The organism is Desulfoluna sp. CYM3A (genome assembly GCF_056829965.1).
Genome location: NZ_CP186556.1, coordinates 4,372,444 through 4,398,984, shown reverse-complemented (window position 1 = coordinate 4,398,984; position 26,541 = coordinate 4,372,444). Strand labels below are relative to the sequence as shown.

The 26,541-nt window shown below is 60.6% G+C and carries 26 protein-coding genes; 14 read left to right on the top strand and 12 right to left on the bottom strand.

What is annotated here, in order from left to right; translation table 11 throughout:
* Nucleotides 1–307 precede the first annotated feature (307 nt).
* Both ACOYW1_RS22250 and ACOYW1_RS22245 read right to left on the bottom strand, forming a co-directional pair.
* The gene (locus tag ACOYW1_RS22250) at nt 308–751 is read right to left on the bottom strand and encodes a hypothetical protein (RefSeq protein ID WP_482419786.1); all 444 of its coding nucleotides are present in this window, start codon (nt 749–751) and stop codon (nt 308–310) included.
* Entirely contained in the window at nt 748–1,725 is a 978-nt protein-coding gene (locus tag ACOYW1_RS22245) for a 4Fe-4S dicluster domain-containing protein (protein WP_482419785.1), read from the bottom strand. The genes ACOYW1_RS22250 and ACOYW1_RS22245 overlap by 4 nt, the downstream gene beginning before the upstream one ends.
* A gap of 426 nt (nt 1,726–2,151) precedes the next feature.
* Here ACOYW1_RS22245 and ACOYW1_RS22240 point away from each other — a divergent pair, with 426 nt between their 5' ends.
* On the top strand, nt 2,152–2,340 hold the full coding sequence (locus tag ACOYW1_RS22240) for a hypothetical protein (RefSeq protein ID WP_482417840.1): 189 nt from the start codon (nt 2,152–2,154) through the stop codon (nt 2,338–2,340).
* 172 nt (nt 2,341–2,512) lie between these two features.
* On the opposite strand, the gene nifS is transcribed toward ACOYW1_RS22240, so the two are convergent.
* Both nifS and nifU read right to left on the bottom strand, forming a co-directional pair.
* Nucleotides 2,513–3,691, bottom strand: a complete 1,179-nt coding sequence (gene nifS / locus ACOYW1_RS22235) for a cysteine desulfurase NifS (RefSeq protein ID WP_482419784.1) — start codon at nt 3,689–3,691, stop codon at nt 2,513–2,515.
* The gene (gene nifU, locus ACOYW1_RS22230) at nt 3,691–4,518 is read right to left on the bottom strand and encodes a Fe-S cluster assembly protein NifU (RefSeq protein ID WP_482417838.1); all 828 of its coding nucleotides are present in this window, start codon (nt 4,516–4,518) and stop codon (nt 3,691–3,693) included. The genes nifS and nifU overlap by 1 nt, the downstream gene beginning before the upstream one ends.
* 488 nt (nt 4,519–5,006) lie before the next feature.
* Between nifU and ACOYW1_RS22225 the strand changes: the two genes are divergently transcribed.
* From ACOYW1_RS22225 to ACOYW1_RS22215, 3 genes are all read left to right on the top strand, one after another.
* On the top strand, nt 5,007–5,825 hold the full coding sequence (locus ACOYW1_RS22225; protein WP_482417837.1) for a purine-nucleoside phosphorylase: 819 nt from the start codon (nt 5,007–5,009) through the stop codon (nt 5,823–5,825).
* A gap of 145 nt (nt 5,826–5,970) precedes the next feature.
* Nucleotides 5,971–7,269 (top strand): amidohydrolase, encoded by a 1,299-nt coding sequence (locus ACOYW1_RS22220; protein ID WP_482419783.1) that lies wholly within the window; start codon nt 5,971–5,973, stop codon nt 7,267–7,269.
* Nucleotides 7,270–7,359: 90 nt separating this feature from the next.
* Entirely contained in the window at nt 7,360–7,932 is a 573-nt protein-coding gene (locus tag ACOYW1_RS22215) for a DUF4136 domain-containing protein (protein ID WP_482419782.1), read from the top strand.
* A gap of 55 nt (nt 7,933–7,987) precedes the next feature.
* Here the strand turns inward: ACOYW1_RS22215 and ACOYW1_RS22210 are convergent, their stop codons facing one another.
* Both ACOYW1_RS22210 and ACOYW1_RS22205 read right to left on the bottom strand, forming a co-directional pair.
* Entirely contained in the window at nt 7,988–9,547 is a 1,560-nt protein-coding gene (locus tag ACOYW1_RS22210) for a Na+/H+ antiporter NhaC family protein (protein ID WP_482419781.1), read from the bottom strand.
* A 130-nt stretch (nt 9,548–9,677) separates the two neighbouring features.
* Entirely contained in the window at nt 9,678–10,478 is an 801-nt protein-coding gene (locus ACOYW1_RS22205) for a TIGR04283 family arsenosugar biosynthesis glycosyltransferase (protein WP_482419780.1), read from the bottom strand.
* A gap of 193 nt (nt 10,479–10,671) precedes the next feature.
* Between ACOYW1_RS22205 and ACOYW1_RS22200 the strand changes: the two genes are divergently transcribed.
* Complete coding sequence (locus ACOYW1_RS22200) at nt 10,672–11,154, top strand: MauE/DoxX family redox-associated membrane protein (protein ID WP_482419779.1); 483 nt, start codon at nt 10,672–10,674, stop codon at nt 11,152–11,154.
* 96 nt (nt 11,155–11,250) lie between these two features.
* Nucleotides 11,251–11,775, top strand: coding sequence for a rhodanese-like domain-containing protein (locus ACOYW1_RS22195; RefSeq protein WP_482417831.1), 525 nt, complete (start codon nt 11,251–11,253; stop codon nt 11,773–11,775).
* A gap of 470 nt (nt 11,776–12,245) precedes the next feature.
* Here ACOYW1_RS22195 and ACOYW1_RS22190 read toward each other — a convergent pair whose 3' ends face one another.
* The 5 genes from ACOYW1_RS22190 to ACOYW1_RS22170 all read right to left on the bottom strand — a co-directional run bounded on the left by ACOYW1_RS22190 (nt 12,246) and on the right by ACOYW1_RS22170 (nt 15,657).
* On the bottom strand, nt 12,246–13,064 hold the full coding sequence (locus ACOYW1_RS22190; RefSeq protein ID WP_482419778.1) for a M55 family metallopeptidase: 819 nt from the start codon (nt 13,062–13,064) through the stop codon (nt 12,246–12,248).
* A 151-nt stretch (nt 13,065–13,215) separates the two neighbouring features.
* Complete coding sequence (locus tag ACOYW1_RS22185) at nt 13,216–13,833, bottom strand: cytochrome b/b6 domain-containing protein (protein ID WP_482419777.1); 618 nt, start codon at nt 13,831–13,833, stop codon at nt 13,216–13,218.
* A 207-nt stretch (nt 13,834–14,040) separates the two neighbouring features.
* Nucleotides 14,041–14,409 (bottom strand): hypothetical protein, encoded by a 369-nt coding sequence (locus ACOYW1_RS22180; RefSeq protein WP_482423797.1) that lies wholly within the window; start codon nt 14,407–14,409, stop codon nt 14,041–14,043.
* Nucleotides 14,378–14,668, bottom strand: coding sequence for a hypothetical protein (locus tag ACOYW1_RS22175; protein ID WP_482419776.1), 291 nt, complete (start codon nt 14,666–14,668; stop codon nt 14,378–14,380). The genes ACOYW1_RS22180 and ACOYW1_RS22175 overlap by 32 nt, the downstream gene beginning before the upstream one ends.
* Nucleotides 14,632–15,657, bottom strand: coding sequence for a multiheme c-type cytochrome (locus ACOYW1_RS22170; RefSeq protein WP_482419775.1), 1,026 nt, complete (start codon nt 15,655–15,657; stop codon nt 14,632–14,634). Before ACOYW1_RS22170 ends, ACOYW1_RS22175 begins: the two co-directional genes overlap by 37 nt.
* A 229-nt stretch (nt 15,658–15,886) precedes the next feature.
* Here ACOYW1_RS22170 and ACOYW1_RS22165 point away from each other — a divergent pair, with 229 nt between their 5' ends.
* Entirely contained in the window at nt 15,887–17,218 is a 1,332-nt protein-coding gene (locus ACOYW1_RS22165; protein ID WP_482419774.1) for a sigma-54 interaction domain-containing protein, read from the top strand.
* A gap of 1 nt (nt 17,219) precedes the next feature.
* Here the strand turns inward: ACOYW1_RS22165 and ACOYW1_RS22160 are convergent, their stop codons facing one another.
* A complete protein-coding gene (locus ACOYW1_RS22160) occupies nt 17,220–17,774 on the bottom strand; it encodes a hypothetical protein (RefSeq protein WP_482419773.1) in 555 nt (184 codons plus the stop codon).
* Nucleotides 17,775–18,199: 425 nt separating this feature from the next.
* On the opposite strand from ACOYW1_RS22160, the gene ACOYW1_RS22155 reads away from it, so the two are divergent.
* The 7 genes from ACOYW1_RS22155 (at nt 18,200) to ACOYW1_RS22125 (ending at nt 26,493) form a co-directional block, all read left to right on the top strand.
* A complete protein-coding gene (locus ACOYW1_RS22155) occupies nt 18,200–21,271 on the top strand; it encodes an AfsR/SARP family transcriptional regulator (RefSeq protein ID WP_482419772.1) in 3,072 nt (1,023 codons plus the stop codon).
* 224 nt (nt 21,272–21,495) lie between these two features.
* Nucleotides 21,496–22,128, top strand: coding sequence for a hypothetical protein (locus tag ACOYW1_RS22150; RefSeq protein WP_482419771.1), 633 nt, complete (start codon nt 21,496–21,498; stop codon nt 22,126–22,128).
* 93 nt (nt 22,129–22,221) lie between these two features.
* Entirely contained in the window at nt 22,222–23,337 is a 1,116-nt protein-coding gene (locus ACOYW1_RS22145) for a dimethylarginine dimethylaminohydrolase family protein (RefSeq protein ID WP_482419770.1), read from the top strand.
* Nucleotides 23,337–24,068, top strand: coding sequence for a hypothetical protein (locus ACOYW1_RS22140; RefSeq protein WP_482419769.1), 732 nt, complete (start codon nt 23,337–23,339; stop codon nt 24,066–24,068). Before ACOYW1_RS22145 ends, ACOYW1_RS22140 begins: the two co-directional genes overlap by 1 nt.
* Nucleotides 23,981–24,757, top strand: coding sequence for a nitrilase-related carbon-nitrogen hydrolase (locus ACOYW1_RS22135; protein ID WP_482419768.1), 777 nt, complete (start codon nt 23,981–23,983; stop codon nt 24,755–24,757). The genes ACOYW1_RS22140 and ACOYW1_RS22135 overlap by 88 nt, the downstream gene beginning before the upstream one ends.
* A complete protein-coding gene (locus ACOYW1_RS22130) occupies nt 24,757–25,638 on the top strand; it encodes a fibronectin type III domain-containing protein (protein WP_482419767.1) in 882 nt (293 codons plus the stop codon). The genes ACOYW1_RS22135 and ACOYW1_RS22130 overlap by 1 nt, the downstream gene beginning before the upstream one ends.
* A 3-nt stretch (nt 25,639–25,641) precedes the next feature.
* On the top strand, nt 25,642–26,493 hold the full coding sequence (locus tag ACOYW1_RS22125; RefSeq protein WP_482419766.1) for an Ig-like domain-containing domain: 852 nt from the start codon (nt 25,642–25,644) through the stop codon (nt 26,491–26,493).
* The last annotated feature ends 48 nt before the right edge of the window (nt 26,494–26,541 follow it).

The window sequence follows — 26,541 nt, the reverse complement described above, 5'->3', positions numbered from 1 at the left end:
CACAAGCTTCGACGTAACAGGATACGTTGTTGCCACTTGTCCATTGTGGATTTAACCGCACTGCCGGCGGCCAAGGGTTGTGCCTCTACGACCTTTTTATCAAACCTTCTGTATCGTGTTTTTAGAAGAATGAAATGGGCCTCTCCTGCAAAGACGGTTGCCAGATGTCACACATCACGCGAATGCCCCGAAACCTGTCGCGAAATGGTTGCCTTCATGCATTCGCCATAGGGTTTCAAGGTGCCCCACCTTGCCGCCGGAGGCCTGCTTTTTAAACCGATTTTAACCATAGAAGGCATTTTTCCCGTTATCCCTCGGCGGACCTGATCCATCCCGTGCCTTTGATGACGGCCACAAGGGCGGCAATACCCAAGGCAAAGGCCCCGAAAAGGTGGATGAGGTCCAGGGTGGTGATGGCAGCCGCCGGCATGTAGACCCCTTTAAGGTTTTTGATCACCAGAAGGCCCCCCGAGGCGATGATGGCCGCATATAGGCCTGTTTTCACCCGTGCGGCGGGGGTGAGGGGGCCGCCTTTTTCCAGGAGGTGCGTGGTGACGAGCCAGGCGGCCATGGCCAGGAAGAGGGCGGCGGTGAGGTAGTGGACGGCCAGGGTGATATGGAACTCCGCCAGCCAGCCGAAGCCCGGGATGTCGGCGATGTAGTACCGCTTGAAGATGGGCATGTGGCCCACGCCGCTTAAGGCAAGAAAGAGCATGTTGACCCGAAAGAGGGTGCGGAACAATGGGTTCATGGGGCTTTCTCCTCCTTTGCGGCTTTTTTGAGCTTCAGAAAGACGCGCCCTGCGGCCGCTGCAAAGCCCGCCAGGGGCGCCAGGAGCATGGCCGCCCCCGCGTTTTCCGCCAGGGCCATGCTGTTGCCGTGGGGGGCGAGGTCGGGCAGGCCTGGGCCCTGGTCCACGGCGCTGTTCAGGGTCTCAAAGGGGACGGGGGAGACGTAGAGGGTGGTGGTCCCCCCGTTTTCGTCCAGGCCGTAGATGTACCCGTTCATCTCCTTTGCAAGGGCCCTGGCCTTCGCGATCATTTCGTCCCTTGGTCCGATGCTCTGTACGCCTTCGGGGCAGGCCTCGATGCAGGCGGGCTCTTCTCCGTCTTTGAGCCGGGTGTGGCAGCGGTCGCACTTGTACATCACCCCGTTCCCGGCAAGGGAGGGCAAAAGATCCAGGTAGAGCCCGACCCCGGTCTGGCGCTGGGGGATGTGCCAGGGGCAGGCTTTGCGGCATTTGGCGCCCCCTAGGCAGAGGGCGTCGTTGATGTGGGAGAGCCCGTTTTTTTCCTGGACCGCCGCGCCCCAGGGGCAGAGCTTTACGCAGGGCGGGTTGATGCAGTGCATGCAGCGCCTGGGGATGTAAAGGGTCTGCTCTTCGCCGTTCACCGTGACCTCGGCCTCCTGGATGGTGAGCCAGTTGTACGGGCTGAGGCGCCCCTCCTCATCCTGTTCATCGCTGAAGTCCTCCACCGGCACCCGGCTTGGGTGCATGGCGGGAAAGGGCTTTTGGGGCTGGGGAAAGTCCTTTTCGTGGGCCTCTTTGCAGGCCATGACACATTCACCGCACCCCACGCACCTGGAGAGGTCCAGCAGGGTGGTGAGGTAGCCCTCGGGGTCTGCGGCCTCGGCCCGTGCAGGCAGGGCTGCTGCCGTTACCGCCGTGGCTGCGCTGGCAACGCTCCCCTTGAGAAACGCGCGTCGTGATAAAGTCGGGTTCATGGGTGTCCTTCATGTACGGGGTTCACCGGGTTGGGCACACAAGCCTCCGGGCAAATCCCCGGAGACGTCGCCATTCATGGTCCATGCCCTTTAAGAGACGCTTTCAGGAAAAGGGTTACAACATGTGCATCCCTTTGACAGGATTTTTCTATCGTCGTAGTATAGTAGCAGGTGACACGGACATGGATGCGCCGCCTCACCCCTTGCTTTCACTCTCCATGAGTGCCTTTTCCCTTTCTCTCTCTTTTTCCGTTTGATTTCCGGCCGCGATGTTTTTTTGATCTCTTCCATGTCCGTCACCGGCCCACGACCAACGAGGGGCGGCAGCGGCGCAAGGGTGCCCGCCGAGGCAATCCGCCATGTCGCTCCGGTACCCCCGGTTGCATGGTGATGAAGGTCTTTCGTGCACGGGAAAGGGGGAATGGGATGAAACACAAACAGACGATGGTCAACCGCTCCGCCCAGGACAGGCGTCGCGTGGAATCCGGCACGTGGAAGGGTGTTGAGCGCAGGACGCAAGAGGAGAAGCGGGAGCAGTGGCAGCGCGTCGGTAAATGGCGCAGCAAGCACAAGCCGGTCACCACGATCGACCTCTCCCACAATGCCCTGCTGTGATCCTTGGGGGCCTGGCTGGCCAGGCCCTTGAAACCCAGTTTCCCTGACGCCTTGGACGGTCTCCTGAAGGTGGCCGCCGGGCGTCAGGTGACCGTCGCAACCAAAAAAACCGCCCCCCGAATACGGGGGGCGGTTTTTTATGACGGGCGTTTTGTGGACATTCCCGTTTTGATCAGGCTTTGGCTGCCATGGCTTCTGCCCAGAAGGGGGACATCTGGCGCAGGGTGTTGATGATGCCGGGCAGGCACTCAAGGACGGTGTCGATGTCCTCGTCGGTGTTGTCGATGGACAACGAGAACCGGATGGTGCCGTGGGCAGCGGTAAAGGGCACGCCCATGGCCCTCAGCACGTGGGAGGGCTCCAGGGAGCCCGAGGTGCAGGCAGATCCCGAAGAAGCACAGATCCCGAACTCGTTCATCATCAGGAGGATGGCTTCGCCTTCCACATACTCGAAGCTGATGCTGCAGGTGTTGGGCAGGCGGTTATCCAGGTCCCCGTTGACAAAGCTGTTGGGGATGGTTTCAAGAAGGCCTTTTTCAAGGCGGTCCCGAAGGGCTTTGACCCGGGTGTTCTCCTCTTCCATCTTTTCTGCGGCAAGCTCGCAGGCGCGGCCCAGGGCCACGATGGAGGAGTGGTTCTCGGTGCCGGCACGACGTCCCTTTTCCTGGTGGCCGCCCATGAGGAAGGGGGCGAACTTGGTGCCCTTGCGGATGTAGAGTGCGCCCACGCCCTTGGGGGCATGGAGCTTGTGACCGGACAGGGCGAGCATATCAATGGCCGAGTCGGCCATGTCGATGTCGATTTTCCCCACAGCCTGCACCGCATCGGTGTGGAAGACTGCCGCGCCCAATGATTTTACCTTCTTGGCGATCTCTTCCACGGGGAAGATGGTGCCGGTCTCGTTGTTGGCCCACATGATGCTGACAATGGCGGTCTCTTCGGAGACGGCCGCGTACAGCGCCTTGAGATCAAGGCAGCCCTTTTTGTCCACGGGGACGAAGGTAACGCGGTAGCCCTTTTTCTCCAGATACTCGCAGTAGCTCAGGACCGCGGGGTGCTCCACCATGGTGGTGATGATGTGCTTTCGGTCGGGGTGAGCCGTCAGGGCCGCGTTGATGGCGGTGGAGTCGCTCTCGGTGCCGCAGCTGGTGAAGAGGATCTCTTCCGGCTGGGCACCCAGGAGGGCTGCCACGCGACGGCGGGCAAGGTTCAGGGGCTCACCGGCTTCAGCGCCCTTGTGGTGCATGGATGAGGGGTTGCCGTATACATCCCGCAGGCAGGGGATCATCTCTTCGAGGACTTCGTCGGCCACTCGGGTGGTTGCGTTGTTGTCAAGATATACGGTGCGCATTACTTCACCTCCTCCACCACGAGTTCCGAGGTCACCAGCTCCCGGAGCTTGGCTTCCACATGGTTTTTCAGCGTAATCTGGGACTTGCTGCAGGAGGCGCAGGAGCCCTGGAGGCGGACGTAGACCTTATCGCCCACCACGTCCACAAGCTCGATGTCGCCCCTGTCTTTCTGGAGGGTGGGTTTGATCTCACGCTCCAGGGTGCTTTCGATGAGCTTGATCTTCTGCATGTTGCTCATGCGCACGGGCTTGATGATCTCCATGGGCGCATCACCCTTGATCTTGTGGATGATGGCTTCAATGTCGTCGTGGCATTTGCCGCAGCCGCCGCCAGCCTTGAGGTGGTTGATCACCTGGTCGATGGTGGTCAGGCCGTCTTCTTTCACTGCGCGCTCGATCTCGAGGTCGGTGACCCCGAAGCATTCACAGACCACGTTGCCCTGGGTCTCTTTCACCACCTCGCCACGGTAGTCGGCAATGGCGCGCTCCAGGCCGTCGCGGCCCATGACGGAGCAGTGGATCTTTTCTTTGGGAAGCCCACCCAGGAACTCGGCGATATCGTCGTTGGTGATCTTGGTTGCTTCGTCCAGGGTCAGGCCTTTGACCATTTCGGTCAGTGCCGAAGAGGAGGCGATGGCGCTTGCGCATCCAAAGGTCTGAAATTTAGCGTCTTCAATGATATCGTTCTCGCCCACGCGAATGGTGAGTTTCAGTGCGTCACCGCAGGAGAGGGACCCCACTTCACCGACACCGCTGGCGTTTTCAATCACGCCGACGTTTCTGGGGTTCAGAAAGTGCTCCCTGACCTTTTCCGTATAATCCCACATGGTATTCTCCCGTTAAGCATAATATATGGCCTCGCATCCACCCGGCGGTTCACGAATGCTTGCAGCCGGGTGCTGCCGACATTTCGAAAGTCCATGATGTCCCGACGAGGCGTTGTTGCCTTGAGCATTTTCGGCTGGCCGTCACAGGGCGCCTGGGTTGGAATTTTTGAAGGGCCGTATGATTTTTGGGGCTGCCGAACGTTTTTCAATGAAGATAAGAATCAACCACGATTGGTCAACCCTTTCAAGGATAAAATCGATAAAAACGATTCCCGGTGCCAGAAAAGAATCCTCTGGAAAGCCCCTGTACGCCGGTCCGCAGCGCACCGCATCCTGGGGCCGAAGGAGCAAGGGGCTTGAAAAGCGGGGATGCTCTTGACAAGCCTTTCGCCCCCAAGGGATAGTAGATGGCGACATCAGCAAAACGATATCTTTTTTGTTCCATCATGAAGCATACCTGAGTCCACCGTTCATACAAGGGAGCGCCCATGGATGAGAGCACCGCACGACTGACCGAGGCCGCGGCACATATTCGGAGCCGCTGGCCAAAGACCCCCGACATCCTGATCATGGCAGGCACCGGCCTGTCCGACTGCACCGGGTTTGTCTCGGAAGAGGCTTCCCTGATGTACGGGGAGATCCCCGGGTTTCCCCTGGCCACCGTTGAGAGCCACGCCGGGTGCCTTCTTTGCGGCGATGCATCCGGTACCCCCGTGATGGTGATGCAGGGGCGCTTTCATCTGTACGAGGGCTACACAGCCCGTGAGGTGACCTTTCCCATTCGGGTGGCCCGAGCCTTGGGGGCCCGGACCCTCATCGTCACCAACGCCGCCGGTGGTCTCAACCCTACCTTTAAAGAGGGGAGCCTCATGGTGATACGGGACCACCTGAACCTCACCGGTGAAAATCCCCTGGTGGGTCCCAACAACGATGACTGGGGCCTGCGCTTTCCTTCCATGATCCATGCCTACAACCGAGACCTCTCCGATGCAGCCTTTGCCATGGCCCGCGACCTGGATGTGCCGGTGTGCCAGGGGGTCTATGCGGGCCTTATGGGCCCCAGCCTTGAAACCCCGGCCGAGATGCGCTGGCTACGGACCATCGGGGCGGACTGTGTGGGGTTTTCCACGGTCATGGAGGTGATCGCCGCGACCCATGCGGGGATGAGTACCCTGGGCCTCTCCCTCATCACCAACATCAACGATCCGGACAACCCGGAAGAGGCCACCGTGGAAAAGGTGCTGGCTGTGGCAGAGAAGGCACGGCCGGGGTTTGAGATGGTGTTGAAACAGGTCATAGGGCAATAGGCAATAGGTAATAGGTGAATAGTGAGTAGGGAGCAGGGAGCAGGGAGTAGGGAGCAGGGAGCAGGGGATAGGGCGTGGCCGGGTGGGAAACGGCAGGGATGCCGTTTGATTATTGAAGCGATTCTTTATTGAAAGGGACGGAGCGATGACCAGAGGGACGACGTTAATCAAGGGCGGGTGGGTGCTCCCCATGACGGACCGCGAGGTTTACGACGGGGGCGCTGTGCTGGTGAAAGACGGGGTGGTGGGGGCTGTGTTCCGGGCGGGGGACGCGCTCCCCGAGGCCGAGACCGTGGTGAATGCAACAGGCTGCGTGGTGATGCCCGGCCTGGTGAACACCCACTGCCACAGCCCCATGTCCCTGTTCCGGGGGCTGGCTGACGACATGCCCCTGGCCTCATGGCTCAACGAGCATATCTTTCCGGCCGAAGCCGCCCACATCAACCCGGAGACGGTGCGGGCAGGGGCCCTGCTCTCCTGCGCGGAGATGCTCTTGTCCGGCACCACCACAGTGTGTGACGGCTATTTTTACGAAGGGGAGGTGGCAGAAGCCGTGGTGGAGACCGGGATGCGCGGGGTGCTGGCCCACGGCGTCATCGATTTTCCCGCGCCCGGGGTGCCCGACCCTTCTGTGAACGTGGAAAAAGCCGCCGCCTTTGTGGAGGCGTGGAAGGACCGTTTTTCCCTTATCACCCCGTCCATCTTCTGCCACACCCCCTACACCTGCAGCGAAAAGACCCTGGCCGCGGCCAAGGAGGCCTGCCGCCTTTTGGGCGTGTTGTTCCAGATCCATGTGGCAGAAACCGAAGACGAGGTGCAGCGTCTGAAAGAGGAGCGGGGTATTTCTCCGTATCAGCTCCTGGACGACCTCCACATCCTGGACGAGGCCACCCTGCTCATCCACAACGTCTGGATGAACAACGGGGACATGGACCTTGTGGCACGCCGCGGTGCCGCCGCATCCCACAACCCGGGGAGCAACACCAAGCTCGCCTCGGGGCTCTGCCCGGCCCAGGCCCTCATGGACAAAGGGATCCACGTGGGCCTGGGAACCGACGGCGCGGCCAGCAACAACAACCTGGACCTCTTCAACGACATGCAGGTGACAGCCAAGCTTCACAAGGCATACAGTCTGGACCCCGTGGCCATGGACGCCTGGACCGTCCTGGAGATGGCGACCCGGGAAGGCGCCAGCGCCAATTGCCGGAGTATCGGCAGCCTTCTTCCCGGTAAGCGCGCGGACATCATCCTGGTGGACATGAACAAACCCCACCTCACCCCCACCCACAACCCCGTCTCCCACCTTGTGTATGCCGCCTCAGGGGCCGATGTGCGGGACGTCTTTGTGGAGGGCAGGCAGGTGGTGAAAGAGGGCAGGCTCCTTACCGTGGACGTGGACTCCGTGATGGCTGAGGTCAATCGCATCGCCGCATCCATGGGATGATCGTACAGGGAACCGCATGGTTTGACCGTCTGATACGTTGTTGTTGATAAATTGTTACCCTGAAACAATGCAATCAATTTAAGGTGGGCCATGAAGAAGATCTGGTTTGGATTTGTGGGGCTGGTGCTGCTTGCGGGCTGTGCATCCCTGTCTGGAAACGAGCCCAGGACCGTGAGCAAGCTGGTGATCGGAGACCTGGGCCTGGTGGCCCCTCCGGCACGTGCTTTTGCCATCTATCCGGTGGGCAATGCCGCCTACCTTGGCTCCGGATCCGGTGCAGAGATGCTTGTGGGCATGACGCGGGATGCCATCCGCAGGACCATGGAAGGCAAAGGCTACGTGCTGGTGGCGGTGTCTGCGGAACCCGATTTCATCATCGGCTTCGGCCTGGGGATGGAGTCGAAGATTACCGATGAGGATATTTTTCGGAAAACCGGCATGGTGGCAGGGCTTTCCACCGAAGGGATCAACCAGTCGGCCTTTCAAAAAGGCTCCATCCTGGTGGCCATGTTCAGGCCGGGAGACAAAGAGCCTGCCTGGCGGACCCTGGCCCAGGGCATGGCAGACATGAAAAAAGCGGATACCGCCCGGAAAGAGTCCATTGACGCCCTGGTGGCGGACATGCTGAGTCCCGTCCCCCCGGCAGGCAAGGAAACGCATTAAAGGGGACGGAAGCCTTTGCACCGTCCCCCCTGCCCGCCGGAGGTGCGTTGTCTCCTTACTCCCGGGCCGCAGCAGGCTCTGCGGTGAGCCGCTCCACATCCTCAACGGTGGTGTTGGGGATATGGACGCCGTTTCGTTTGGAGAGGATCACCAGGGAGGCCACCAGGGTGGCCATGGCCAAAAGCAGGCAGAGGGCGCTTCCCGTGATGCCCGCAAGCAGGTAGGCCACGAGGCTCACAGTGCCGTTGAGCAGGGCGTAAGGCAGCTGGGTCTCTACGTGGTCGATGTGATCGCATCCGGCCCCGGTGGAGGAGAGGATGGTGGTGTCGGAGATTGGAGAGCAGTGGTCTCCGAAGAGCCCGCCGGAGAGGACCGCCCCGATGCATGCGTGGAGGGGGGCGCCCAGGGTTTCCGACATGGGGATGACCAGGGGCATGAGGATGGCAAAGGTCCCCCAGGACGAGCCCGTTGCAAAGGACATGATCCCACCGATCAGAAAGACCACGGCAGGCACGCCCCAGGCGGGCAGGGTGCCGTGGGTCACCTCGATGATGTAGTTTGCCGTTCCCATGTGTTTCCCCACAGCCCCCAGGGACCAGGCCAGCACGAGAATCACCGCCACGTTCATCATCTTGTTCATCCCGGAAAAATAGATGTCGAAGCTTTCGCCCAGGGTTTTCACCTTATGAAAGACCATGAGGGAGATGATGGTGATGGCCGCAAAGAGGTACCCGGTGCTCAGGGCCGTGCGAAAGGTGCTGCCCGGGACCTTTTTCAGGGGAAATCCCAAGGGACCCAGGATGCCGAAGAGGGTGACGAAGAGGACGATGAGGGGGAGCCAGATGAGGATGGCCTTGCTGTTGGCGTTCCGCTCATCGTTGGCGTGCCTCAGGGGCTTGGAGTGGGGCCAGTATCGCTCCCCGGTGTCGATGGTGCGTTTTTCGGCCCGGGCCATGGCGCTGAACTCATAGCCGGTGAATGCCACCACCGGCACCATGATGACCGCCAGGATCGGGTAGAACTGAAAAGGAATGGCCTTGATAAAGGCGGTCCAGTCGGATTCGGCGATGCCCAGGGCTGTGAACTCCTTCTGGATGAGCCCCATGACGTACACCCCCCAGCCGATGAAGGGAACGAGCACGGCAATGGGGGAGGCTGTGGAGTCGATGATCCAGGCCAGTTTCTCCCGGGAGACCCTCAGCTTGTCAAAGAGGGGTTCGGAGATGGGCCCCACGATGAGGGGCGTTCCGAGGTCCGAGAAAAAGACGATGATTCCCCCCAGCCAGGCGGAGAGCTGCACCTTGAACCGGTTGTTGACGATCTCCGTCATCTTCAGGGCAAAGGCGGCAGCCCCGCCCGATTTTTCCATGAGCCCCACAAATCCCCCGATAAAAACCAGGAGAACCAGGACGCCCGCATTGTAGCTGTCGGCGACCTGGGCAAAGAGATAGGATTTGATCATGGTGGTGACAGCCGTGACGGGGTGACCCCCTGAGAGGATGAGAACCCCTGTGAGGACGCCTGCAAAGAGTGCCGGAATGACGTTTTTGAGCTTGATTGCGATGATGATTGCCAGCACAACCGGCAGAATCGAGACGATACCCATGTGTTCCATAGAAGAATCCTTAAAGACTGTCAGTGAATAATTTTAACTTATTTTCACTGTGCAGATAGGAAGAATCCACCGGTTTGTCAAGGGGGGAGGGGCTTAAATAACTGGGGCGTCCGGCAATGTGCCGAACGCCTCAACGTTTTTTCTTTAGTAGGAAAATAGGAACTGATCTTCTGTCTGATACAGCAGATATGAAATCTTCGTCAGGCGCTGTAGTACTTTTTGTGGTACCATGGTTTCTCCCGTCACCGGGGGGGTGGCCCATTTTCCGTCTGATGAGATAGGCAAAGAAAAGGAAGAGGACACGGGTGACGCCTTGAGTGAAGGGGGTTGCTTGCCATCGTCTGGGGGAGACAGTGACCCGTTGGGGGAGAAGCACCGGCTTTCCTGCGCGCTTCATCATCAGGGAGAGCTCCACATCCTCCATGAGCTTCATGGGGGGAAATCCCCCTGCGCCATCAAGGACTGAGCGCCTTACGAACTGACACTGGTCGCCGAAGCTGATGCCCGTGGTGTGGCAGCGCAGGTGATTTAACCCTGTGATGAGACGGGTGCGGGCCGTGGCAGGGGAAAACCCCATGGAGAAGGCGCCGCCGGGAACGGCGCTGTGGGCAAGGATCTTCCGGATGGCCTCGGCGCCGTGGGCCGGAAAGCGGGCATCGGCATGGAGCACCACCAGAACATCCCCGCTGCAGGTGGCCCACGCCTCGGCGATCTGCAAGCCCCGGCCCTTACGTGCGCACCTCACCACCCGGGCCCCGGCAGCCTCTGCCAGGATGCAGGTGGCATCCGTGGAGCCTGCGTCGGCCACCACGATGTCAAGGAAAGGGCCTCCAATGGCAAGGCTCTTCACGGCATCGGCGATTCCTGCCTCCTCGTTGAGGGTGGGGATGATGGCGGTCAGTGTGGGAAAGGGGGCTGGGTGCGTTTTCATGGGGAAAGTGTGCCACAGATGGACGGGGAGTGCCAGGGTGGTTTTGCCCTCACGGCGTGGTGGGGCCGTATTGAAATCGTAAATGGTTTTTCCCCATGCCATCAATACAAACGATTGGTTTTTTTACTCACTGCCCGATATATGCAACACCATTGAAATCGGTCGAAAAAGCACGGTGATGGCAGGGGGAACCATGGCATATGTTTTGAAAAACAGATGGGTTTACAGGGGACTCCGGTTTCTGGTGGCCGGAATTTTTCTGTGGTCCGGTGCGGGAAAGCTCATGGACCCGGCCGCTTTTACCGTGGTGATCGATGCCTTTGGACTTCTTCCCGAGGGGTTCTCCGGCCTGGTGGCCGTGGTGTTGCCCGTGGTGGAAGTGGTGGCGGGTCTGGCCCTGATTTTCGATATGCGGGGGGCCTTGGAGACCCTGTTTGTGCTTCTGCTGTTTTTCATGGCGATCCTCGGGTACGGGATCTACCTCGGGCTCGATATCGATTGCGGGTGCTTTGGCCCGGAAGACCCTGAGGCGCGTGCCTTTGGCGGACTTCGCACAGCCCTTTACCGGGATATTTTCTTTTGCGGTCTACTGCTCTCATCCGCCGTGAGCCGACGATTGAGGCGCGGTGCGGATCAACGTGTCGATGTCCAGGGGCTTGACCCTCGAATGGCATGACAGCGCATCCCGTCGGTTGATTTGCGGATTGAACAGTCCTTTTTGTGTGTTTTGATTTATGCGGTTTTTGAAACGGTTTTTTTAAGGAGAATGACGATGAAACGATTTTCTGCGGTGATTGCGGTGGGCCTGACCCTTCTTCTGGCCGGCAACGTGTTCGCTTTCGGCAAGAGCAAATTTGAAAAAGAGGTGGAAAAAGAGACCGGCGCCGTCAAGCTCGTGCGCGAGATCCAGCGCGGCGGCTACGACCTGGTGACCACCGCCGAGTTGAAGAAGATGATCGATGAAAACAAAGAGATGGTCATCGTGGACACCATGCCCTATGAAGCCAGCTACAAAAAGGCCCACGTTCCCGGCGCCGTGCAGTTCCTCTTCCCCATCCCCGACATGAACACCTGGAACAACGATGAGACCGCCGGTAAAACCCAGGCCGAGTACGAGGCCCTCCTGGGTGCCGACAAAGAGAAAACCATCATCGTCTACTGCGGGTTTGTCAAATGCACCCGAAGCCACAACGGTGCGGTCTGGGCCAAGAAACTCGGCTACAAGAACGTCTACCGCTACAGCGGTGGCATCTACGCCTGGAAAGGCGCAGGCTACAAAGCCGAGAAGGTCGATTAAGACCGCCTAATTCCCTTTCTTCCAGGTCCTCCACCTGAAACATGAAACACCCCTGAACCGTGTCAGCCGGTTCAGGGGTGTTTTTGTTTGGTAAGTGTACATCCCAAAAAGCACAGCCTTCTGATGGTCAACGTGGGCGAAAAAGCGTGCCTCCGGCGGCCAGGAGAAATCCCCTGGACCCCAGGTTTCTGAAAGAATTTGCCCCTCGTTCCTCGGGCAAACCACATCCGCCTTTCAAGGACGTCTTACCTTGATTATCGTTCGGCTATCGGCCTGTTTTCATCCCCACCCCCCGGACACCCTCTGTACCCAGGCTCCGCCTGGGGATGTTTTTCGAAGGCTCTGCCTCCATGTGTGATGTCTCCGAAACCGGCGAAGCCCGTCAGCGAATGTGACGGGGCGAGGTACGAGCCCCGGAGCATTCGCACCTTGCTTTCGAGGTGGCACACCTCGCCGCCGGAGGCATGGTTTTATCGTTTTCTTGCCCACTCCTCCATGCGGCAGCGGGTGCGCAGGATAAAGAGGAGGCAAGGGATGGCGGCACCCGGGGCGAAGCCCAGGGCTGTGTCGGCCAGGAGGCGGCGGAAGGTTGTGGTCGCTGACGGGGAGGTCCAGGTTTGTGTTTCGTCGGGAAAAGTGGCGGTGACCTTGTGGGTGCCCCACACCAGTGGGGGCGCGTTATTGGTGGAGGCGGCCTGACGCACTTCGTCGGTGAGCCGGGTGCGAAGGTCTCGGATGTGGGACTGGCTGACGGGGCGCTTGGGGACGTCGAACCGATGGATCCAGGGCATGTGCCCCTGGATACGGTCACAGGCCACGTCTTCGGCGCTGACAAAGGTGACGGGGATGTTGTGTTCTCCAAGCACGGCGGAGAAGAGTTCCACCTCGGTGACGGGGCTGTCGTTGATGCAGAGCTTTCTTAAACGCTTATGGAAAATGTGGGGGCTGAACCCTTCCTGGTCCGGGGCTGCGTGCCAGCCGACCATCACGGCGCAGTCTGCCTCGGGCATGGTGCCGATGAGGGGCACGGGGTGCCAGCGGTGGCCTTGCTCGCAGCGAGCTTCGGCCATGAGTTTTTCCGGGAGGATGTTAAAGCCCGTACCGTGCATGTCGCCGACGGTGATGCGGTGGTAACCGGCGTCAAGAAGGCCCCGGGCCGCGGCGTTGACATCGGCTGTGAGAAGGTGCCTTGCCTTGTGCCACGCATGGGCACCGGGCGTGCACTGGGCTTTGGCGTGAACGCCGATGATGCCTTCGATGTCTGCTAAGATAAGGGCTTTATCATTCATGGGGCGCTTGCCTGTGGTTTGGCATACTCGGTTTTTGAGGGTGAGGATACTCCCTTGGGCTCTGCTGTCTCAGCTCTCCAGCATGATACGTGGCTGATGGCGCCCAGGGCAAGAAAAAAGCCCTTTACTCCCAAACGGGTAAAGGGCTTTTTTATCTGTGCTCTGTCGACCGATGCTCGTTCGTGCTACTTCTCCACCCGGACATCATCGCCTTTACATTGGGAATCGTGGGGCAGGTGGTGGTGTGGTGCGCATGATCACCAAAGGCCAGGATCATAAGGGCCCCCAGGGTGTGGATAACGGCGATGGCTCCCAGGCCAACGTCTGCCATGAAGTCGGTGCGGGTGTTAAAGCCATTGCAATCGAGAAATCCCATGGCCGTGTGAAGGGGAAGGAGCACGGCCGAGAAGACGAGGTAGACGATCCGCTGCAGGGGGTTGTGCTTGGCCCGCTCCGTGGCGGGGACGGGGTGTGGCTCGCCTTTGAAGATGCCCACGGCGTAGTGGCGCACCACCAGGGCCATCTTTCGGGTGGTGGGGATGTAGTGTTTCCATTCGCCGGTGGTGGCAATCCAGAAGGCAAAGAAGGCAAAGGCCACGGCCCAGGCGATGCCGGAGATGTTGTGGATAGTGACGGCTGCCTCAAAGCCCATGAGGGTGAAATTGCCGTGGACCTCAAGGCCCGTGACCATGAGGACGGTGATGACGGCCACCTGGAACCAGTGCCAGAGGCGCTCGTAACGGGTGAAAAGGTAGATGGGTTCGTTCATGGTATTTCCTTTAAAAAAACGGGCGAAGGGCCAATGGATAAAGGCGAAAGGCCGTGGAGTCGCTTCGCTCCGGTCAGTTAAGTAAGGGAGGCAGGGCCTCCCGAGGGCCATTCCCAAAGCAGAGCCTGGGAACAAGACCAAAAAGGTGAGCCGTGTAATCGCAACCTGGGTGGAGGGGAGCCGTCTCTCTCCGCCAGGGGCACGTTTTTACCCTTTTCGCCGTGCCAGTACACGAATCGTCCCGTGAATCACGACACCGACAAGGGATGCCAGGACCAGGGCCCAGCCCGAGGCTTCCAAGGGGCCACTGGTGTCGCGGCCAGGCGTGCGAAACCTGCCCAGGTGGCGCGGTGAGTCCATGCGGCCCCCTTCCCGGGTGTGGCATTCGGCGCAGGCCACGGTTTCCTCTTTGGGGGCCACCATGTGGGTGATGGGAAAGACGTAGCTGGTCTCGGCAAAGGCGAGCTCCCCGCTGAAGGGAAGCCCTGCGTGCTCCATGCCGCTGGCCACGGCCCGGTTCCAGTCGTAGGTTTTCCAGTAGGCGTCACTCCCGTTTTTTCCGAAGAGGTGGGGGATGACGAGGTTTTTGCCTGGGCGTGGCTTGGCTGTGCTCGCCGAGACCGACCTCGCGAAGGGGAAGTAGGGCGTTGGGGTCCGTTCGGTCACCCAGGGGGCGGTTGACGGCAATCTCTTTTGAGGGATCCACCGTGTCCCGGGCCGTGAGGGTCTCGATGCTGCCGTTGAACCAGAAGTACTCGGGTTTGACGTGTTTCTCCCAGCGCATGTCCCCTTTCTTGGTCATGTAGACGGGCTTGCCGTAGGGACCGTTTTCCACGTAAGGTTTTCCCTCCTTTTTGACGCCGGCCTTTGACCAGTCCCACCACATCTTGGTGGGCTTTTCCCGGGCAAAGGTGGGGATGTGGCAAGTCTGGCACGAGCCCCGCCCTTGTCGAGGTCGTTGGCCTTGGATCCCTTTTGGTGAGGGGTGGCCGTGTGGCAGGACTCGCAGGAGATTTTGTGGGTCAAATCATCCTCCACGAGGCTTTTTCGGCTCTCAAAGGCCGGGGTGCGGTAGGAGCGGCCCGCGATGTCATGGGCCACGGTGGTGTGGCAGCGCACGCAGTCGAAGTTTTTGCCCTTGGCATCCATGTGCACATCCAGGGCGTTGTCCGGCATGAAGAGGGAGGAGTCCAGGTCGCCGTGCTTGACTCCGTCCCCGCCGCCGCCGAAGAAGTGGCAGGTGCCGCAGTTTTTTCGCGTGGGGCGTGCCACGCTCTGGGCCACGGTGTTCCACTCCGGCGGGGTGAAGGTCTTTTTCCCAAACTTTTTGGGTTTGTCCACGGGCAGGCCCGCCATGGTGGGAAACTTTTTGTAGGTGCCTGTCTGCTCATGGCAGACGAGGCAGTCGATCTTCGTCTCGTCGGTGAAACCAAAGCTTTTATCTTTCCAACCGTACCCGGCGTGGCAGGAAGTGCATCGGGGCTCGTTGCCGTGGATGCTGATGCAGAAGTTGTTCAAGGTCAGGCCTGCCTTGCCGATTTTCTCCTCTTCAGGGCTGTCGGGGTCCCGCCAGGTCCAGTGGATGGTCTGCATCACCTGGTTGCCCGCCTCGTTGTGGCAGGTGAGGCAGGCTTTGGTCACCTCGCTTCCCGAGGTGAAATTCTGCTTCAAGATGTCATGGTCGGCATGGCTCGTGGTGATCCACGGTGTGGTGTCTGCCGTGGCCTGCCTTGCCATGGCGCGTCCCGGTGCTTCGTCCGCCCGGGCAGATTCAAGCCCGAAGCAGGCCAGGCACGCCATGATCAGCCCCAGCCTTCGCATCATGTTTCCTCCCATAACGTCTCCCTTCGATGTGTGAAAAAACAGCCTCGCCGGAGGCCATTGAATAGTTGCATTTGCAGCATTTCACCGCAAAGGGTGTGCCAGGTGGCTGAACGTGTAACATATGGAAATGGCAGCTTCATATTGCAGGTGTGTTTGGGCTGTGTTAATAAATTAACGTAAGTATGGCAACAAATGTTAATTTACGTTAACTCCGCCCATGAGGTGACCCATGGAACACGTGATTTCTCATATTTTCGACACCCTTGCCGACGGCGTTCTGGTTGTGAACAGCAAGGGGCGGATCCTCGATGCCAACCGGGCTGCCGAGGAACTCACGGGGTTTTCCCGGCAGGAGCTGAAAGGGGGCCCGTGCCGTATGCTGAACTGCTCGGGCTGCAAGCGGATTGAAAAGGGTGGGGAACATCCGCACTGCAGCCTTTTTGCCTCAGGGGGGGAGAAGGTGGTGCGGTGCACCATCAAGTGCCGGAGCGGTGAGAGCATCCCGGTGTTGAAGCGGGCCCGGGTGATGGAGGACGGAGACGGGCAGGTTATCGGTGCCGTGGAGATCCTCACGGACATGAGAAAACTCGTGGCCCTGGAGAACCGGGTGGACGACCTGGCACGGGAGGTGGTGGCCAGCCGGGAGCACCACGGCATCGAAGGGGAGTCCGCAGCGATTCGCCGGCTCCTGGCCTTTATCGACAGTGTGGTTACCTCCACGGCCCCGGTACTGATCCAGGGCGAGAGCGGCACGGGAAAGGAGCTGGTTGCCCAGGCCATCCATACGGGCAGCATGGGGGCAGGGGCGCCCTTTATCAAGGTGAACTGTGCAGCCTTGAATGAAAACCTTCTGGAGAGTGAGCTCTTCGGCCATGTGAAGGGGGCCTTTACCGGTGCCTCCCGGGACCGGGTCGGTCGCTTTGAGGCGGCCCACGGCGGCACCCTCTTCCTGGATGAGATCGGGGACATGCCCGCCCCGATTCAGGTGAAGCTGCTGAGGGTCCTTGAGGAGAAGGTGATCGAAAAGGTGGGGGACCACACCCCGGTACCGGTGGATGTGCGGGTTATCACCGCCACCCACAGGGACCTGGGGGCCCTTGTTGAAAGGGGGGATTTCCGGGAAGACCTCTATTTCCGCATCAACGTCATTCCCGTTATCTGTCCGCCGCTGCGGGAGCGCGACGGCGACGTGCTGATCCTGGCCAACCGGTTTCTTACGCGGTTTGCCCTGCGGGACGGAAAGCCCATGACCGGCATCTCTCCGGAAGCCGCAGCAGTCCTTGACGCCTATGGTTGGCCGGGGAACGTCCGGGAGCTGCGCAACGCCATGGAGTATGCCATGGTCCTGAGCCGAAACGGGCGCGTGGAGGTGGAGCACCTGCCCGTCCATGTGGGGAACTCCCGGGAAGCCGTCCCCTTTCAGGGGGGACGGCGGGCCGTGACCAGGGATGACGTGGAGGCCGCCCTTTTTCGGGCGGGGGGCGTGAAAACCGAAGCCGCAAGGCTCCTGGGGGTGAGCAGGGTCACCTTGTGGAAATGGATGAAAAAAATGGGGCTTTGAATTAAAGGCCTGATCCCTGCGTCCCTTTCATCTCTTCCTCAATTTGCCTGTCCAGCTCCTCCATGCTTGTCTGCTCTTTGGGGGTGGTGACGGCGCTTTCGGCAAAGGGGTTTGCGTCTTTGCTCACCCAGCCCGTGCTGTCCCAAAGATGGTGGCGTTCGTCCATGGCTCCCTGCCAGGTGAAGGTGCCCCAGGGCGTTTTGAGGGCCTCTCCTTTTTTTCCTTCCATGCGCTTGCCATCCTTATAAAGGCTCCCGTGGTAGCCCTGGCTTCGGCTGCCCGGATGGAGGATGTGAACCACAAGCTTCCAGCCATCTTCTTCCTTGACCATCACCTTGGGCGCGGTGCGGCCGCAGGGGGGCCGCTTTTTCATCTGGGCGACGCATGTGCGGTGCTGGGTCAGGCAGGCTTCCTGAGTTGCCGTGCAGGTGGTGCGGGGGCATGGGGTGGACGGATCGGCCGTTTTGTTGGGGCAGGAGGACGGTGTGGCCAAGGCTGCGGCGGTCACGGCAAGGGCGGCTGTCAGGAACAGGCATATGCAGGTGCGTTTCATCATGTCGGGTCCTTTTTCGTTTTCTATGTCACGGAGATGGGTTGGGTACGGTTTGCTGCCCGTGGGTGGGCGTGTGAATGTCTATTTTTGCGGATGAGGGGGGAGAGGTCAAGGGGGAATGGGAGAAAGGGCTAAAGGCTAAAGGGGAAAGGTAAAAAGGCTAAGGGCTAAAGGGGAAGGGCTAAGGGCAAAAAGGCTGAGGGCTAAAGGGGAAGGGGTAAGGGCAAAAAGGCTGAGGGCTAAAGGGGAAGGGGTAAAGGCAAAAAGGCGAAGGGTGAAGGAAAGGACGGGTTTTCCGGCTTGCGCAGAGGAAAGGGATCCGGCTAAAGTAAGTTTTTTGGGTAATGACTCAGCTCATCATTGCCTCAGGCGGCCCTGCCGGAGGCAACTGAATCGTTGCATTCATCATTTCTTTTCAGGACGTACCCATGAGCCATTCCGATCCGGTCATCCGCCACGACGCTCTCTCCCATTGCCGGATGCTCTTTTCCGGTGACTTTCGCCTGCTGGTCATGGCGGCCCGTGCCGGTCAGGGCAAGACCACGCTGGCACGGCAGCTGATGGCCTCGGCCCCGTCCCTTTGGCATGCCTGCTCACCGTCTCAGGATGACCCGTCGGTCTTTATGGACGGGCTGATCCACAGCCTGGGGCTGCCTTCCCTGCCCGAGGGCGGCTTACCAGAGAATCGCTGGGAGCAGGCCCTGGCGCGGCTTGTAAAAGCAGCCCCCGATCTGGGGCCGGGCCTGCTGATTGTGGATGACTACCACCTGGTCATGGACAGCCCGGCAAACCGTACCTGCCTGCAGCAGCTTCTTGCCCACAGTCCGTTGCACCTGGTGATCCTGACCCGTGAGTACCCGGATCACGCGGTCCTGGCCCCCCTGGGGGACACCCTTTTCATCGACAATGACCTTCTGGCCCTGAGCCTGGACGAAACCGCCCAGGTGGTGCAGGCTGCCCAAGGAGACCCTGTTGCGGCCCACACCATTCGGGACATCCATGCCCTCTCCGAAGGGTGGCCCGGAGGGGTGCGGCTGATCCTGGAGCACGGGCGGCTGAGCGGCAGGCCCTTGTCCGGACATTTTCCCAAACTCTCCGGCAGTCGGATTCTCGGGGCCATGGATCTTCTCTGGACCGAGGCGTCTCCCAGGATGACCCTTCTGGCGGGTCTGGAGCGTATTCCTTTAGGAATCCTGACGGACGACGGTCCCTGGCGCGCCGAGGGGGAGCAGCTTGCCTCCCTTGCGGACAGGGCGTGCTTTGTGAGGATTCAGAAAGACAAGGATGGGGAGTGGGTCATCCTGCATCACTTGCTTCGGGATGCCTTTGCAGCTCGTAAATCCAGCCTGATGCCGGAGTTTTGTCGCCGCTGGGCCGAGGTGCTGGGTGCCGGATGCCTTGAACGGGGCCTTGTGGAGGAGGGGTTGCTCTGCCTGAGTCGGGAAGGCTGTCATCAAAGGCTTGCCGAGGAGCTGAGTTCTCACGGGCTGGCGCTTCTTGGACGGGGCCGGTTTGCCCTGGTTGCCTCTTTTCTCGATGTGCTATCGCCCTGGTCTTCAAAAAGTTATCCCTGGCTGGACCTCTGTCGGGGTATGATCATCCTGCTCACCAAGGACCCTGTCTCCGCCTGGCAGTGGCTGGAGCAGAGCCTTGACGGCATGCGCGAGGCAGGTGATGGGGCAGGAGAGCTTCATGCCATCGGTCGCCTGGTGGAGTATGAGGTGCTCCACGGCGGGGCCTACGGCAGGCTTGCCCCGGACATCGAGCGGGGAAGGGACCTTCTTGAAACCATCGATTTGGCGGCGCATCACCGGCGTCATATCCTGGCGGCCCTGACTCTGGGGGCATGCTACGCCCTGGACGGGGCCGCAGCCCGCGGTCTGCTTCGCCTTCTGGAACCGGAACTTACAGCAGGTGGTGAAGATCACCTGGATCTTTTCAGCCTCCTGGTGCCCTGTTTGCACGCCATCCTGCGGACCGACGTTCCCAGTGCCCTTGCCGAACTCGACGCCAAAGTGGCGCCGGAGCGCATGGCGGCCTTGAGCCTGTCAAGCCGTTTTGCCGTTCACTTTTGTCTCTTGAACATCCTGCGTATTCGCGGCCGGGTGGATGATTTTACCCTGGCCGGGAGGTATGTGAAGACCCATTTTGCGCCTTTTCTTTCGTCGCCCTACCTGGTGAAGATGACCCGTACCTGGGACGCCCTGGCTGCGTTGCGCGGAGGCCGGGTAGAAGAGGCCCTCGGGATATTTGACGAGGTACTCACCACCGATGGCGGGCAAGACAACATCCACGCCGTGACCCTGAGCTGGAAGGCCCTGTGCCTGGCCCACCTGGGCAGGCACGACGAAGCCCGGGCCCTGTCTGCGGAGATCGGGCCGGTGGGACCCCTTGATTGCGGTCACTACTACGCTCGCCATTGTGCCATGATCCTGGGGTGCAGCCGAAGCCTGGACCCGGGGGATGATGGTGCGGTGCCCATCCTGATCCAGCACACCTCAGACCACACCCTTTTCGAGGATGCTTCCATCCAGGTTCTGGGGTTGGGATACCTGGCCAGGCGATACTTGACGGACGGCGAGGTCGATGCCGCCATGGGGACTGTTACGCGTATGCTCTCCATGATGGAGACCGTGGATTGCCTTAATTTTGCCGGATTTGAGCCCCTCACGTTCACGCCCATGCTCACCGCGGCGGTGTCCGGGGGAGCCGAGAGCCGACGGGCTTTTCTGGCCGCCAGGCAAATGCTGGGCGTGGATCTTCTGGACGACGGCAGCGCCGTGCCCGTGCTGGACATCCGACCCGCCCCCGGTGGGCGCCTTGATGTTTGTTGCCTTTCCACAGGAAAATCGGTGACGATTCGAGCGACCCAGCAGGTCCGGCTGCTCACCCTCCTGCTTGGGGAGCCCGGCACCTGCATGACCGCCCATCGCCTGGCTGCCCTTCTCTGGCCAGAGAAGGAGCCCAAAGGCCTCAGGGGGCGCCTCGACAACCTCATGAAGCGCCTGAGGCAGACCCTGGGCGCAGCCCTGGACGCGACGTCGCCCCGGTGTTACCTGGCCATTGACGCGGGCACGGCTGTGCTGCGCCATGTCCGGTGCGAGGCGGCCCGCCTCGATGACCTGCTGGAAGAGGGGCGGTTGATCTTGGAGCAGAAACGCCCCTGGACCGCCTCCGTTCTTTTGACCCGTGCCTTTTCCCTTCTCAATGATCCCGCCCCCTTTGTCCCCGACCCCCGGGAAGTCCGCCTTGCCGCCCTGGCGTGGTGCCCGGTGCTGGCCCAGACCCACGGCACGGACCGGGCCCTGGATGCCGGGCGCTGTGCCCTCACCTTCCTTCCCCTTTCTCCGTCCCTCAATCGACTGATCCATGATCTCTGCCTTGAGGCAGACCGTCCCCACCAGGCCCTGGACCAGGTGGAGCAGTTGCGAAAGTCCCTGCGCCGGTCGGGCCACAGCCTGGAAGAGCAGGAAGCGGTCATGGAGAGCTTTTGGGGCTAGGACATCCCACTGGTGGTTTTTATCTCGTTTTAACAGGTTACGTGAAAACGACAGGTTTCTGACAGGTGGGCCCCCAAGGGGGCGTATACTTTTGCCGATGGGTGGTTTACTTCATTCAGTCAGCCTTCCGGGTTGTACCGGGTATGCTGAATTAAGGAATCATCGAAAGGCACGTTATGTACTCTCCAAGATATCGACTCTTCTGGTGCGTGTGGTTGCTCTGCATGTTTCTGAGCGCTCCATTGCATGCCCTGGAACCCCCTTCCCCTGATGCCGCGGCACAGGGCGATCCTCTCTTTTCATCAGACAGTGCATCCCCATGGGCCGTGGAACTCGGCGTGGACCTTGCCGGGTATGGGGCCGAAGCCACCTCAACGTACGGGGGGGAGGCTTACGACCTGAGCGTTCGTCACGGCATCAGCCCCATGGTTCAGGTGGCGTATCGGCTGAACGGGAACTGGGATCTGGAAGGCGGCGTGCGATACGACTGGATACGCTGGAAGCTCTCTCCCTCCCTGGGGCCCGATGACGGTTCTGTGCGTGCGCTGACCCTGGCCCTGGGCGCGTCCCGGCATGGTGCCGAGTGTACGGTTCCTGCCTTGGGAGCCATCCGGCCCGTAAGCTCGATGGCCTTTTTGTGGCGCTTTCTCGACGCCGATCTGGACGGCCCTGTGCGGGACTACCGATCCGGACCCGGGGTGGAAGTCGCCGCAGGTTTTACCCGTGACTATTGGGGGCTTCGTGCCGGTCTCTCCTATACCCATCATGAAGGGGCCGACCTGCTTCCCGGAGCCACGGCTGAAGACCTGGACCTGCTGGGGGCGTTCGTGCGTTTTACCCTTTTTATCGGTCGTTAAGGTGGGAAACCTGCGGGGACCGGGTTGGGGAGCAGCTGCGTCCAGCCCGGTTTTGCCTTTCCCCGTATCCCTCACCCCATGGATGGTTTTGTGATGAAAGACCCTGACATCAACCGCCGTACCCTGCTCAAGGGCATGGCCGCAGCCTCCCTCGCGCTGGCAGGCCTCTGCATGGGCCGTGTTGCACTGCTCGATGGCGCTTCGACCGTGGCCGGGGTATCCCTTGGGGTTGCCCATGAGTGGGGAACCCTCAAAGAGGCCGTTGTGGGATCGCCTTACGTAAAGATCCCAGAGAACCTGTCCCCGGAAGTGCGCCGGTGGTTTCCCCGGAAATGGCAGGCGTTTTTTGGCGCCCATGCCGGGAAAACCCTGGCCGAGGCCGATCCCGCCTTTTATAGGCGCATGGATCGCCAGATGACGGCGGTTATGAAGGTGCTGACGGATCGGGGCGTCACGGTCCACAGGATCCCGGAGATGACCCGGGTTGAGCTGGAATATATGGATTCGGTGTTCCCTGCCTGCGGGTCTCAGCTCTATCCCCGGGATCCGCTCCTGACGGTGGGGGACAGGTTCATCGAAACGGAGCTCCTGTTCCCGTTTCGTCGGCGGGAACGCTTCGGGATTCGGCGGGCATTGGACCGGCGGTTTGCACAAACCAAAATGGCCCGGGTTTCCATGCCCCCCCTGGTGCCGCCGCCGGTGTACGGAAGGGGGACCGCCCCATGGGGGCGGGGAGCTGTCCTCGAAGGGGGAGACGTCCTCGTGCTGGGGCGGGACATTCTGGTGGGGCTTTCCGGCAATGCAAGCAACCCCGAGGGCGTCCGCTGGCTGGCTGAGTACCTGGGAGCGGGCTACCGCGTCCATGAGGTGAGGCTCAGTCCCCATGTGCTTCACCTGGATTGCTGTCTCTCCACACCGAAGGAAGGCTTGGCCGTGGTGTGCCCCGAGGCCTTTCCCGACGGCCTGCCTCAATGCCTGGATGGGTGGGAGACCGTAGGCGTATCGGCGGCCGAGGCGTTGGAAGGCTTTGCCTGCAATGGCCTGATCCTGGATGAGAAGGCTTTGATCCTAACCGCGGGGGTGCCGCGCGTTGCCGACAGTCTGCGGGCCGCCGGGCAGGAGGTGATGGAGGTCCCCTTTGATGCCGTGACTTTTTTTGGCGGGTCCCTCAGGTGCTGGCATCAGGCCCTGGCGCGGGAGAGTGCCTGATGGCGCGAAACAGTGAAGGGAACCGGTTCAGCACATGTGGGGTCGGCTTTTCGGCTTTGTCCGGGGCGCTTTTGGGCGTGGCCACCACGGCCCTGGTCTCCTGGCTGGCCTGGGTGTGCCTGGTTCCCTTTCTCCTTGCGGTGCGGAGCGCAAAAAAGCCCGTGGCGCAGGTGTGCTGGGCAGGCCTGGCCTACGGTCTGGTCATGTCGTTTTGGGTGGCTGGGGCCGCTTTAAGGTACACGGGCGACCGCTGGGGCGTGGCCCTTCTCTGCCACGGCGTGGCCGTGGGGATCATGGCCGCAAAGGCGGGAATTATCCTGATGCTCTTTGTCCCGGTGCGAAGGAAATCCGCTGGCGTTCAGCTTGTTTGGTGGCCTTCGGCAGCCATCCTTGCGGAGATGGGAATGTACCACCTTCTGGAGGGCTTTCCCTGGTTTCAGTACCCCATGGGGTTTTCCCAGGCCGGAAATCTTTATGTGAGTCAGCTGGCGGCCTTGGGAGGGATTTTTTGGCTCTCTTTTGTCGTGCTGATGCTCAATCTGTGTGCACCCATGGGATCAAAGGGCGCTCCCCAATCTGGGCGGCCTTTGTTGTGCTTTTTCTTGCCCTGCTTCACGGGGGAGGGGCCCTGGCGGTTCGTCAGGTGGAAGGGCTTCGTATGGACGGGTTTCCTGTGGCCATTGCCAATGACAATTCTTCTTTTACCCTGCGGTGGACCCGGGAGCGGGTGAATGAGTATGCGCAGCGCCTTCTGGGGCTGGCCGCATCCATTAAAGGGAAGGGCCAGTGCCTGACCATTTGGAACGAGGGCGTCGTACCCTGGTCCTACAGGCCGGATGATGACCTCATCCTGGCCATTCTGAAGGCCACAAACACCTCAGCCGACACCCTGCACCTTATCGGCATGACCACCGCTGTTAAGGGCCACACCTTTAATTCGGCTTATCTTTTTACCGGCAAGGGGCAGGTGACGGGGCGCTACGACAAACAGAATCTCCTGAAGGGCATCGAAATGCCTGCTTCAGGGATGAAACTTCCGTTTTTTGAGGCCTCGCCCTTTGAAGAGCCTGCAGAGGCAAACCGGGGGATCCTTGCGGCCGGCCGTGCCCGCATCGGGGTGCTCATCTGCAACGAGAGCAGCACCAACCGGGTGGCAGCCTCCTTTGCCCGCAGCCCCTACGATTTCCTGGTGGTCCTGGCCAACAACAACTGGTTCACAGGCACGCCCCTGATCCGTCACCATTTTTACTTCAATCGGCTCCTGGCCATCCGGAACCGCAAAGACCTGGTGGTCAACAACAACCTCGGGGTGTCCGGCCATATTTCCGCCTCCGGCATCATTGTGCAGAGGCGGGAGTCCAAAGAGCCGTTTGTTAGCTATTGTATCGTCAAAAAAATCGTGAACCATGGAGATACTTGATGAAAAAACGCACCCATTGCTTGATGGCATTGTTTCTATGCGTCCTGCTCTTTGCTGCGGATGCCTCCGCGCGTATCGTTGCACACACGAATTGGCGCTGGCGCAATGACGACGGCACCGAAGAGACCGCCACCTGGGCCACGAAAGAGGCCCGACAGCCCGCGACCCTTGTGGGAAACGATGAGATCATCCGATTGAGGTTCAATAACATCAATGGCTTTGACTGCGGCGAGTTGAAGGTGAAGGGCGCGGGCAGTGACTTTTTTACTCCGTATTCTGACTTTTTTTGTTATGGGGACTCGCGGTTTTTGACGGACGGGGAACCGGTGCAGAGGCGGTTGGGAGAAGATACCTGGGGGCGGAACGTTTATCATCCGGGTGGGGTTGCCGTGGAGTCTCCCTGTCTGATCATGGCGCCACCAAACGATACATTTCAGGAGATTGAGCTTTGCCTCAAGGCCAAAAAGGGACCGGGTGTTTCGGAGGGAACCTATACCTTTCAGCTGCCCGACGGGGATGAGACCTCTGTGGGACTCATTTATAAACATCCCCGGGCTGCCGTGGTCTCTACCCTGTCCCCGTGGGAAATCGCCGCCACCTCGGCCACAGGGCGGGGGGACTTGAAAGAACTCGGGCTAAGGCATCCCGTGAGTTACGGGGTGTGCTGGTCCGACACCCAGGACCCGGATACCTCCTGCTCCAGAACCGACGGAGGCAAGACGGGCTCCACCGGACTGTTCGGGCATGCCATGACAGGGTTGTCCCCGGGCACCACCTATTATGTGCGGGCCTTTGCCGTGAACACCGGGGGCACGGCCTACGGCCGAGGAGCGGGTGCGTTTGCCACCTGTCGGCTTCCGACACGGAAGAGCCCCGGGTGACGGGTGACGGCTAGCGAAAACAATGACAGCTCCCTCAACATCACCCCCATGGTGACCTTCAGCGAGCCCATGGAGCCGGAAAGCCTGACGCCTGCATCCATGAGCCTCACCACCGCCGGAGGCGTCAAGCCGTCTTTCCGCCATGTGTATGTGGAGGCCTCTCGAACCCTGGTGGTGATCCCCGAATCGGATCTGCCCGCCGATACCCTCTTGACCCTGACCATCTCCACCTCGGTCCGTGACCGGGCGGGAAACAGCCTGTACGAGACATTTGTGCGGCACTTTACCACGGCAAATCCGGGTGCAGACGACGACAGCGACGGGGTGCCCGACTCCCTGGAACAATTTCCCGGGGACAGCTCCCGTGCCACGGTGGCGACCGTCACCAACACGGGTCATTTTACCCTGGATGCCTCGGTGCTGAAACCTGGGGTGACACTTGCCGACGTGCGGACCCTCTCGGAATTCGACCCCTCTCTGGGGACAACGGGAAAACCCCGTGATGCCGAGTTCCCCGACGGGGTCCTTGCCTACCGGGTGGTTTCCGTGCCTTCAGGGGAGAGTGTGGAACTGCCCGTGGGGATGCCTTCAAGTCTTCCTGAGGGCACTCGGGTCTACAAGGTGACGGAGGCGGGATACGTGGAGATCACGGAACGATGCCGCATGGAAGGCAAGACCCTCTACGTGACCCTCACAGACGGAGGCCCAGGTGATGCCGACGGCGAGGTCAACGGAAACATCGACGACCCCCTTGCCGTGGACATTCCCAAGGCAAGCCCATCGCCAGATACGGACCCCGTGGGGGGCACCGACCAGGGAGGGCCGTGCTTTGTGCGAAGCGCGGGATGGCGGTAGGGGCAAGCCTCCGGCGGCCAAGGGCTGAGCCCTTGGAACCCGGGGGCG

What these genes read in the sequence shown, in the direction of transcription:
- ACOYW1_RS22250 (WP_482419786.1), bottom strand. Translation starts at nt 751, where the DNA reads ATGAACCCATTGTTCCGCACCCTCTTTCGGGTCAACATGCTCTTTCTT.
- ACOYW1_RS22245 (WP_482419785.1), bottom strand. Translation starts at nt 1,725, where the DNA reads ATGAACCCGACTTTATCACGACGCGCGTTTCTCAAGGGGAGCGTTGCC.
- ACOYW1_RS22240 (WP_482417840.1), top strand. Translation starts at nt 2,152, where the DNA reads ATGAAACACAAACAGACGATGGTCAACCGCTCCGCCCAGGACAGGCGT.
- nifS (WP_482419784.1), bottom strand. Translation starts at nt 3,691, where the DNA reads ATGCGCACCGTATATCTTGACAACAACGCAACCACCCGAGTGGCCGAC.
- nifU (WP_482417838.1), bottom strand. Translation starts at nt 4,518, where the DNA reads ATGTGGGATTATACGGAAAAGGTCAGGGAGCACTTTCTGAACCCCAGA.
- ACOYW1_RS22225 (WP_482417837.1), top strand. Translation starts at nt 5,007, where the DNA reads ATGGATGAGAGCACCGCACGACTGACCGAGGCCGCGGCACATATTCGG.
- ACOYW1_RS22220 (WP_482419783.1), top strand. Translation starts at nt 5,971, where the DNA reads ATGACCAGAGGGACGACGTTAATCAAGGGCGGGTGGGTGCTCCCCATG.
- ACOYW1_RS22215 (WP_482419782.1), top strand. Translation starts at nt 7,360, where the DNA reads ATGAAGAAGATCTGGTTTGGATTTGTGGGGCTGGTGCTGCTTGCGGGC.
- ACOYW1_RS22210 (WP_482419781.1), bottom strand. Translation starts at nt 9,547, where the DNA reads ATGGAACACATGGGTATCGTCTCGATTCTGCCGGTTGTGCTGGCAATC.
- ACOYW1_RS22205 (WP_482419780.1), bottom strand. Translation starts at nt 10,478, where the DNA reads ATGAAAACGCACCCAGCCCCCTTTCCCACACTGACCGCCATCATCCCC.
- ACOYW1_RS22200 (WP_482419779.1), top strand. Translation starts at nt 10,672, where the DNA reads ATGGCATATGTTTTGAAAAACAGATGGGTTTACAGGGGACTCCGGTTT.
- ACOYW1_RS22195 (WP_482417831.1), top strand. Translation starts at nt 11,251, where the DNA reads ATGAAACGATTTTCTGCGGTGATTGCGGTGGGCCTGACCCTTCTTCTG.
- ACOYW1_RS22190 (WP_482419778.1), bottom strand. Translation starts at nt 13,064, where the DNA reads ATGAATGATAAAGCCCTTATCTTAGCAGACATCGAAGGCATCATCGGC.
- ACOYW1_RS22185 (WP_482419777.1), bottom strand. Translation starts at nt 13,833, where the DNA reads ATGAACGAACCCATCTACCTTTTCACCCGTTACGAGCGCCTCTGGCAC.
- ACOYW1_RS22170 (WP_482419775.1), bottom strand. Translation starts at nt 15,657, where the DNA reads ATGATGCGAAGGCTGGGGCTGATCATGGCGTGCCTGGCCTGCTTCGGG.
- ACOYW1_RS22165 (WP_482419774.1), top strand. Translation starts at nt 15,887, where the DNA reads ATGGAACACGTGATTTCTCATATTTTCGACACCCTTGCCGACGGCGTT.
- ACOYW1_RS22160 (WP_482419773.1), bottom strand. Translation starts at nt 17,774, where the DNA reads ATGATGAAACGCACCTGCATATGCCTGTTCCTGACAGCCGCCCTTGCC.
- ACOYW1_RS22155 (WP_482419772.1), top strand. Translation starts at nt 18,200, where the DNA reads ATGAGCCATTCCGATCCGGTCATCCGCCACGACGCTCTCTCCCATTGC.
- ACOYW1_RS22150 (WP_482419771.1), top strand. Translation starts at nt 21,496, where the DNA reads ATGTTTCTGAGCGCTCCATTGCATGCCCTGGAACCCCCTTCCCCTGAT.
- ACOYW1_RS22145 (WP_482419770.1), top strand. Translation starts at nt 22,222, where the DNA reads ATGAAAGACCCTGACATCAACCGCCGTACCCTGCTCAAGGGCATGGCC.
- ACOYW1_RS22140 (WP_482419769.1), top strand. Translation starts at nt 23,337, where the DNA reads ATGGCGCGAAACAGTGAAGGGAACCGGTTCAGCACATGTGGGGTCGGC.
- ACOYW1_RS22130 (WP_482419767.1), top strand. Translation starts at nt 24,757, where the DNA reads ATGAAAAAACGCACCCATTGCTTGATGGCATTGTTTCTATGCGTCCTG.